8 protein-coding genes and 1 pseudogene are annotated in these 8,744 nt (G+C 45.3%); 1 reads left to right on the top strand and 8 read right to left on the bottom strand.

Annotation, left to right across the window (positions count from 1 at the left end):
* Positions 1-217: hypothetical protein (locus HII30_RS21465; RefSeq protein WP_211184688.1), on the top strand; the 217-nt coding region annotated here is incomplete at its 5' end.
* 1,550 nt (positions 218-1,767) lie between these two features.
* Here HII30_RS21465 and HII30_RS19140 read toward each other — a convergent pair.
* From HII30_RS19140 to HII30_RS19105, 8 genes and pseudogenes are all read right to left on the bottom strand, one after another.
* Complete coding sequence (locus HII30_RS19140; protein WP_343045133.1) at positions 1,768-2,229, bottom strand: GrpB family protein; 462 nt, start codon at positions 2,227-2,229, stop codon at positions 1,768-1,770.
* A gap of 399 nt (positions 2,230-2,628) precedes the next feature.
* Positions 2,629-2,919 (bottom strand): antibiotic biosynthesis monooxygenase family protein, encoded by a 291-nt coding sequence (locus HII30_RS19135; RefSeq protein WP_169506648.1) that lies wholly within the window; start codon positions 2,917-2,919, stop codon positions 2,629-2,631.
* Between the two features lie 507 nt (positions 2,920-3,426).
* Positions 3,427-3,885, bottom strand: a complete 459-nt coding sequence (locus tag HII30_RS19130; RefSeq protein WP_169506647.1) for a hypothetical protein — start codon at positions 3,883-3,885, stop codon at positions 3,427-3,429.
* Between the two features lie 75 nt (positions 3,886-3,960).
* Positions 3,961-5,049, bottom strand: a pseudogene (locus tag HII30_RS19125) (AbrB family transcriptional regulator).
* 175 nt (positions 5,050-5,224) lie between these two features.
* Positions 5,225-5,953, bottom strand: a complete 729-nt coding sequence (locus tag HII30_RS19120; RefSeq protein WP_169506646.1) for an amino acid ABC transporter ATP-binding protein — start codon at positions 5,951-5,953, stop codon at positions 5,225-5,227.
* Entirely contained in the window at positions 5,946-7,367 is a 1,422-nt protein-coding gene (locus HII30_RS19115; protein WP_425496010.1) for an amino acid ABC transporter substrate-binding protein/permease, read from the bottom strand. The genes HII30_RS19120 and HII30_RS19115 overlap by 8 nt, the downstream gene beginning before the upstream one ends.
* A 273-nt stretch (positions 7,368-7,640) precedes the next feature.
* Positions 7,641-8,318, bottom strand: a complete 678-nt coding sequence (locus tag HII30_RS19110; RefSeq protein ID WP_169506644.1) for a protein kinase family protein — start codon at positions 8,316-8,318, stop codon at positions 7,641-7,643.
* On the bottom strand, positions 8,315-8,659 hold the full coding sequence (locus tag HII30_RS19105) for a hypothetical protein (RefSeq protein ID WP_169506643.1): 345 nt from the start codon (positions 8,657-8,659) through the stop codon (positions 8,315-8,317). Before HII30_RS19105 ends, HII30_RS19110 begins: the two co-directional genes overlap by 4 nt.
* Positions 8,660-8,744: the final 85 nt, after the last annotated feature.

Here is an 8,744-nt window from a genome sequence, read left to right as displayed (position 1 = left end):
CCACGGCTTCATCCTCATCTGGCGAACCGAGGGACGTATGTCCCGAAGCGAAAATGTAATGTTATGCGTTGTTACTGCCTTCTTTGAGCTACTTAAACTTCCTTCATCGATTCACTACTCAAACCATGCTCTTCATCCGCGCCGCGAGCATCTTCGAATCCACTTCATAACCATGCTCTTTAACCGCGCCGCGAGCATCTCCGAGTTCACTTCGTAACCATGCCCTTTAACCGCGCCGCGAGCATCTCCGAGTTCACTTCGTAACCATGCTCTTCATCCGCGCCGCGAACATCTTCGAGTTCACTTCGTAACCATGCTCTTCATCCGCGCCGCGAACATCTCCGAATTCACTTCAAAACCATGCTCTTTATCCGCGCCGCGAACATCTTCGAATTCACTTCGTAAAAATGCTCTTTAACCGCGCCGCGAGCATCTTCGAATCCACTTCATAACCATGCTCTTTAACCGCGCCGCGAGCATCTCCGAGTTCACTTCATAACCATGCTCTTTAACCGCGCCGCGAGCATCTCCGAGTTCACTTCGTAACCATGCCCTTTATCCGCGCCGCGAACATCTTCGAATTCACTTCGTAAAAATGCTCTTTAACCGCGCCGCGAACATCTTCGAATTCACTTCGTATGTAGTATTATATCGGTATTTGACTTAATAGGATTGAGAAAGTTCATCATTGCCCTGCAGTAATTACGCATAACGTTCTCGCATTTACGAACCCGAAAGGCTTAAGGCGCGAATGCGCCGGGTGGCTCCGCCACTTAGCCTTGCAGGGTTGTTCGCCTGAATCCACCCGCGGCTTTACCTCTTCTGGCGAACCGAGGGACGCATGTCCTGAAGCGAAAATGTAATGTTATGTGATGTCTCTCCTACTTCTTCGCAAATCGCTTTTATCTTTATGTATCCCAGGCTGCTGGCTATGTCTCATTCCTTGAAGGAATCCTTACCAGACGTCGCTGCCCCTCAACCCTTATTTAACCCTTCCTTGCTGGAGAGATTTCACATAACGTTTCTGCATTTACGAACCCGAAAGGCTTAAGGCGCGAAAGCGCCGGGTGGCTTCGCCACTTAGCCTTGCAGGGTTGTTCGCCTGAATATACCCACGGCTTAACCTCATCTGGCGAACCAAGGGACGCATGTCCCGCAGCGAAAATGTATTGTTATGCGTTGTTACTGCCTTCTTTGAGCTACTATACTTCCTTCATCGATTCACTTCATAACCATGTCTTTACACCGCGCTGCGATCATCCTTGAATTCACTTCGAAACCATGCTCTTTACCGCGCCGCGAACATCTCCGAATTCACTTCAAAACCATGCTCTTTATCCGCGCCGCGAACATCTTCGAATTCACTTCGAAACCATGCTCTTTACCGTGCCGCGAACATCTCCGAATTCACTTCAAATCCGTGCTCTTTATCCGCGCCGCGAACATCTCCGAATTCACTTCAAAACCGTGCTCTTTATGCGCGCCGCGAACATCTTCGAGTTCACTTCGTGTATAGTATTATATCGGTATTTGACTTAATAGGATTGAGAAAGTTCATCATTGCCCTGCAGTAATTACGCATAACGTTCTCGCATTTACGAACCCGAAAGGCTTAAGGCGCGAATGCGCCGGGTGGCTTCGCCACTTAGCCTTGCAGGGTTGTTCGCCTGAATATCCTCACGGCTTTACCTCGTCTGGCGAACCAAGGGACGTATGTCCCGAAGCGAAAATGTAATGTTATAAGATGTCGGCGCTTCTTCGAATTGCTTACAAATCCGGCTCGATGGGTTTCCATCCGATTTTTTGACTCCATGAATTAGCCTTCTTTATAATATCCCAAACGATTTCAGTCTTGGCTTCTACATATTGTTCTCTTTGGTCTCTATACCGGTTTGCTAATTCATATTTCTTCCTAGCATATTGATCTCTATCTTCTTCTTGAGTTCTTAAATAATCTCGAAATAATAAATTGAATTGTTCCGACCAGCTACCTGCTTGCCTTACATGAATATGGGTTCTTCTTGTCCCTGGTGCTTCTCTGAAATATCTCTTCGTCAAATCATCATTATCTGAACGATAATGATATCCTAAAGATGCAAGTCCCGATATCAATGTCTCTATTTTGTTTAAATCTCTTACAGATATCTGAATATCAATAATGGGCTTAGCTGCTAAACCCGCTACTGCCGTCGATCCAATATGATCAATTCTATATGCATCAGAGCCAATTTTCGTTATGATTTGGGCTCTTAATTCGTTATAGAGACTTGGCCAAATGTCGCTGTACGGTTAATAATCACTGGATCCTTCATCGAGATCACCAACTTTAATGATTTTGTAACGCTCTTCGCCGATTTCTTATAACGTTCGTGCATTCACGAACCCTCACTGCCTTAAGTGACCAAAGGGAACGGCCGCGACGCGGTTAGGCAGTGCAGGGTTGTCCGGCTGAGTAATCTTCCCTGCTACTGAATCCACTTCTTCGAAACCTCTTCTTCCAGCTTCGGCCGGACCCAGGAGCGATAGCGACGCAGCGTGAATGTTGTGTTATCTGCTGTTCCTGCCTTCTTCGACTATTCTCCAAAAAGTTAACTAAAAGTCTTTAAGATCTTTTCATCCTTAATCTCTTTAGACGATCTCTTCAAAATGTTCCACTGTCGGAAATGGATCATAGAAATGATGTAATAAGTGTTTCCATTCTTGGTATTCCTCTGATCCCCGAAATCCTAGCGTGTGATCCTCAAGGGTTTCCCATCGCACTAATAAAATGTATTTGTTTCTATCCTCCATGCACTTCTGTAATTCATGATTTATATAGCCTTTCATTTTGGAGATGATTTGAGATGCCTTTTTAAAATTGATTTCAAAATCGTTTGTCATTCCAGCTTTCACTTGTAAAATTGCTACTTCAAGTATCATAGTCATTCCCTCTTTTTATTTTAGTTTTCATGCTCGAAGGGGCTTACAGAACTGCTCGCTGAAAGTATGGGTTTGCGTGTCGCGACTCGAAGGGGCTCACACTTGCCCTCGTTGTTGATTGCGACTAATTTGTAATGGATTTTAGGTTGTGAAGGATACAGTCTTTCAATGATTTTTAATCGCTTTGCAGGAATTGCAGATAACGTCTTATTCACGTACTTCGTGAACATCTCCATTTTACGCTATTATCTGCACTTGGTAAATAACTACAATTTCGCAGATTCTACCGTTCAAGTTGTATTTCCGAACTTCTTAAACCGTCTTTCGCATTCACGAACCCGAGAACCTTAAGGCACGAAGTGCCGGGTACGCTTGCGCAGTTAGGTTCGCAGGATTGTCCGTCTGACTCCGCTCCCCCTAATTTCATCCGGCGGACCAAGGGCCATCAGGACCAATGCGTGAGTAAGTTGTTATGTACTGTTCTACGCTTCTTCGAGTTTTCATCCACTATTCGTACTTCTCTTCTATTCTCCACGGAATGCTACTACTGAATTCCAATTGTAATATCGGTATCGGAAAATCTTCCGGTACACATGCAATATTATCGCTACCAAAAGCAAACTCGTAATTATCGATCTTGATTAAATTCATATGGTTCCATTTATCTGTTATTTTTGTTGGTCCAATTTTTATAACACCGACAATATGATAGAACCCCATATAATGCACTTCGCCATTATCATTTAGGCCAATATTCATAAACTCTCCTTCTTTTCTAGGATCAATTCTGAATCGATGGAAAAAGTGCATTAATTCTGAGCTCATGTACTCACAATTAACTCGATAATTATTGCATGCATTACAACTACAATCATCTTTGATATCATGCTCTGTGTAATACTGACCTGTCTTATGGAGATCGAGTTCAATAATCCAATCATTAAACTGAATTTCTTTTAACTTCAATGATTATCCCCTCACTTATTAAGTTTGCCGAACTTCGCGAACCAACCGCTTTCACCCACTCCCTCACAGACCACCTCATCCCCTCCTCAATCTAAACAAAAACCGCAGCAGCCCAGGCACAACAAAAAAGATACACAACGTGCGAAACAGCTGATAACTGGTGACCATGGACAGGTCGCCGTGCACTTCTTTTGCAATAATAGCCATTTGGTCCATGCCGCCTGGTGCAAGGCTGAGCATGGCGGTGGTCTCGGATATGGGATGCAGTCAGGTCAACAGCCAGCTGAGACCGAACGTGCTTAAGATGAGCAGTACTCCGCTGGCGACAGCCAGCAGCGAGATTTTTGTTTTATTCTTCAGGTTCTCAGGTTTAAGCAGCAGCCCGATATAGCCGCCCATCATCAACTGGGACATGTTCAGCAGGAGGGGTGGCAGCACTGGACCTGGAAACACGGTAAGATTCAAGGCAATGGTTCCAATCATCGGACCAAGAAGGTAAGCGGTGGGAAACTTGATTTTATCTCCTGCATAGGCCAGGATCGTACATACGACTGCAAAAATCAATAGATTCGGAAACAGCGCCACATCTCCAGCAGCCGATACGGCAGCCTCCACTCCAGAACCTTCATAACCGCCACTTGAAAATAGAGGGCTGAAGATCAGAAACGGCACACAGAAGATAATCATCATCAATCGCGATACCTGCAGATACGTTACTACTGTCAGATCGGTACCCTTTACCTCTTCAGCCAGGGTGATCATCTGACTTAATCCTCCGGGGATGCTTCCCATCAACGCCGTAGAGAATGGGAGCTTTGCAAGTACAGATAATCCGTAGGCTATCAAGCCGGAGCAAATCAGCAGCAGGGCCGTAAAGATCAGCATACTGGGGAGCTGTCTTCCAATCTGCTGAAATGTGGAAGCGGTAAAAGACAATCCCATCGCATACCCGATAATGATCATCCCGGTATTCCGGAAGGACTTCGGCCAGAATAGGGAAATGCTTGTCACCCATTTTGAGCCGATAAGCACAAAAATCATGGAACCCAGCAGCCACGGTATAGGCGTGTTCAGCAGGCTGAATACAAACCCGCCGAGCACGGCAAGGATACAGGTTACGATCCATTGAACCCATTTGTTATGTTTATATAGTTTCACATTCATCACATCTTTTCATTTCTCTAGTTAGTCTGGGCTATGATTTGTCCTGTCTATAAGCATACCATAATCTACATATCAAAATATTTCATAGAGTAAGCCCACCATTCCTCCCTTTCAACACACAATACAGAAAAAAGACAGACCGCACTTTCGCGGGCTGCCTCTGTCATTCCTATTTTTAAAGTACTTTATCCAAAAAGCTGATCGTACGCTCATGCTGCGGGCTGCCGAAGACCTGCTCCGGCGGACCTTCTTCGACGATGTACCCACCATCCATGAATATGACCCGATCAGCCACCTCACGAGCAAAGCCCATCTCATGGGTCACGATCATCATCGTCATGCCCTCTCTAGCCAAGTCGTTCATGACACCCAGCACTTCTCCGACCATTTCGGGATCCAGTGCCGAAGTCGGCTCATCGAAGAGCATGATGTCCGGGTTCATGGCGAGCGCACGCGCAATCGCTACACGCTGCTTCTGACCCCCGGAGAGCTGGCTTGGATAGGCATTTGCCTTATCCGAAAGCCCGACTCGATCCAATAGAGCCAGCGCATTTTCACGCGCTTCTTTCTCGGACTGCTTTCCAAGCTCCATCGGTGCGAACATGATGTTCTTCAACACATTGAAATGTGGGAACAGGTTGAAATGCTGAAATACCATGCCGATATTTTCACGCACTTTGTTAATGTCGGTCTTGGGATCATTAATGTTGTATTCATCGACAATGACTTTCCCGCCCGTAATATCATCTAGTCGGTTGATGCAGCGGAGGAATGTACTTTTACCGGAACCGGATGGTCCGATAACACATACAACCTCTCCTTCATTCACACTCACATCTATGCCTTTGAGTACTTCGTTTTTGCCGAAACTTTTCTTAAGTCCTTCAACGATGATTTTACCCATTGTGACCCACCTTTCTCTCCAGACGGTTCGCAATTCTCGTCAGTACCGTAATGACAACCAGATACATGATCGCTACCACCAGCCAGATGTCAAAAGACGAGAACGTCCTGGCAATGATGATTTTACCAGACTGCGTCAGCTCCACGAGACCGATAACGGACAGAATCGATGTATCCTTCAGCGTAATGACAAACTGGTTGATAAACGATGGAACCATCACTTTCACTGCTTGTGGAATGATAATCTTGAGCATCGCTTTCCGGTACGGAATACCCAGGGAACGAGCCGCTTCCATTTGTCCCCGATCGATGGACTGAATACCACCGCGGATAATTTCGGTCACATAAGCAGCTGCATTCAGCGTCAGTGTAAGCACCGCAGCCAGGAACAGCGGCATCGTAAAGCCGAAGGCTTGCGGAATCCCGAAATAGATGAAGAAGGCGAGTACAATCAAAGGTATCCCCCGGAATACATCGACAAATACGGTAGCAATACCGCGCAGCCATGGATTCCGTCCGACCTTCATAAAGCCGAAAATTAATCCGACAATAAAAGCAAAGATCAAGGAGATCAATGTATAAAATAAGGTGTTACCCAAACCTTTCAATAGAGATGGAAGAGAGACTTTGACTAACTCCCAGCGAGATAGGCTTGCTGATGTTTCCGCATTTTCACCCAGATATTTCGCTTTAATCTCTTCATATTGGCCGCTGGCCCGGAGGTTCGTCAAGCCGTCATTGAACATCTTCAGCAGTTCCTGATTCTGGCCCTTTCGGACAGCAAAGCCGTAAGATGCACCAGGTTCAGGATCTGTGACAACTTTCAATCCGTTATTCTGCTCTGTACCATATTTCAGAACGGCAAAATCATCGAAGCAGGCAGCCGAGTTACCAGTCACCACATCCTGATACATTTGCGCGGAATCATCAAAAGGTACGACGGTATAGCCGTATTTGGCAGCATTAGCTTCTGCGAAGCTGTAGCCTTCAGTTCCTGTCTTGACAGCAACTTTCTTCCCTTTTAAGTCCTCATAGCTCTTGATGTCATCGTTATCGTTACGGATCCCCATAACAACACCAGATTCAAAGTAACCTTCTGAAAAATCAAATTTCTGTTTGCGTTCATCGGTAATACTCATGCCGGCGATGACACCGTCAACCTGGTTGGCTTCCAGTGCCTGAACCGCTGCATTAAAGCCCATAGGCTTGATTTCATACTGGAATCCCTGATCTTCAGCAATCGCTTTGATCAAATCCATATCAATCCCGACAAATTCACCGTTTACATCCTCAAATTCGAATGGAGCAAACGTTACATCTGTCCCGATTTGATACACTTTGCCACCAGCTGGTGCAGCCGATGCGTAATTCTGGGTGTTTGGCAGACTGGTTGTTCCCAGCAGCAGAACACACATAAACACTAACAATCCCCTAAGTAATTTCATCGTAGACCTCCTCTATGTAGTATGTAAGAAACGTATTTAATTAGTTACCCATAACACACCAAAATCTAACATTCATCTGTCGTGATCATCCATTTGAGCCCTTATATAGGATTGACCATTTTGTCTTCAGGAATCCATATTAATGTACCACAATAGAAGAAATGTATTAAGGAACAAAATTTGGTTCTGCCATTACACAAAAAAAACCGCTGAAGCACATTCAGCGGAATGAGAAATTTCCTATTATTTTCGCATAAACAATCGGCGTATTCGCTCCGCAAACTCCGGGAGATTCATATTGGCAGGGTCCAGCCTGTAATATCCGTTCTTCACAGCCTCCAATACCCACAGCGGCAGCTTCTTTCCTTCGATCAACGGATAGACATGATCATACGCCCACATCAGATGCTCCCATCTCTGATCATTGCCTTCCTGGATATACTCCGATACATCCAGGACTTTCCCACGCCCGTCTTGCAGCAGCACGTTTTTTAAGTGGATGTCCCTAGGGTTTAAGCCCTGTTCACGGACATAAGAGCGGGCTTCTTCCACATCTTGGGTGACTTGGCGCGGAATCGAAATACCATACAGCAGACAATCATAGAGATTCATTCCGCTTTCGTGACTGATCACAACATAGCGTTCTCCATGTCCGTAATACACGGGAAAGAAAGGACTGCCTTTCAAAGCCTGGTACACTGTTACTTCTGCCTGGATTTTAGGAATTGCCTCGGTCGCATACAGTTTATACGCATAAAGTGGAAACGGATCATATAAAAATACAGCAGCATCTGTTCCGATACCAATGCACTGCAGGTCTTCCGCCTCTCCTTCAATCAGTACGGGATCATTGGTCCCCTGCTTAATAATTTGAATCGCAGACAATGCTTGTTCCGCCTGCTTCCACTCCTCATTTCTCATTCATTGACCTCTATGAACTTTCCTACATCTTCAGAGCGGATGTCCACGCGCTGTCCGGATGCGTCCATTAAATAAATATAGTCAGGCTCCTTCTGAACACTTTTTCCTCCGATAAGTAATGAATATTCTTTTTCGAGATCGTATTGACGTATATACAAACCTGAGCCCATCTCTTGGTAGGTGAACTGCTGAAAATCATCCCACGAGAGCGTCTTGCCAGCTTCCGATAATTCTGCAACCTTTTCTAACGTAAGTCCTTGAGAATCAGAGGATTCCTGCGTCTTCTGACATCCTGTTGTGAGAAGCAGTACGGTTAAGCACAGTAACATCATTTTTTTCATAAACGATTTCCTCCAAAAACTTGCTTAAAGTAGAGATGAATCCAAAAAACCGCGGAAAACCCGCGGCTTTTTGAATTTCACTTCC

It is taken from the genome of Paenibacillus lemnae, assembly GCF_012933385.1.
Taxonomy (GTDB): domain Bacteria; phylum Bacillota; class Bacilli; order Paenibacillales; family Paenibacillaceae; genus Paenibacillus_AQ; species Paenibacillus_AQ lemnae.
The sequence above is the reverse complement of the archived record's forward strand: the minus strand, read 5'-3'. Positions and strand labels throughout refer to the sequence as shown.

What these genes read in the sequence shown, in the direction of transcription:
- HII30_RS19135 (WP_169506648.1), bottom strand. Translation starts at nt 2,919, where the DNA reads ATGATACTTGAAGTAGCAATTTTACAAGTGAAAGCTGGAATGACAAAC.
- HII30_RS19105 (WP_169506643.1), bottom strand. Translation starts at nt 8,659, where the DNA reads ATGAAAAAAATGATGTTACTGTGCTTAACCGTACTGCTTCTCACAACA.
- HII30_RS19115 (WP_425496010.1), bottom strand. Translation starts at nt 7,367, where the DNA reads ATGTGTGTTCTGCTGCTGGGAACAACCAGTCTGCCAAACACCCAGAAT.
- HII30_RS19120 (WP_169506646.1), bottom strand. Translation starts at nt 5,953, where the DNA reads ATGGGTAAAATCATCGTTGAAGGACTTAAGAAAAGTTTCGGCAAAAAC.
- HII30_RS19110 (WP_169506644.1), bottom strand. Translation starts at nt 8,318, where the DNA reads ATGAGAAATGAGGAGTGGAAGCAGGCGGAACAAGCATTGTCTGCGATT.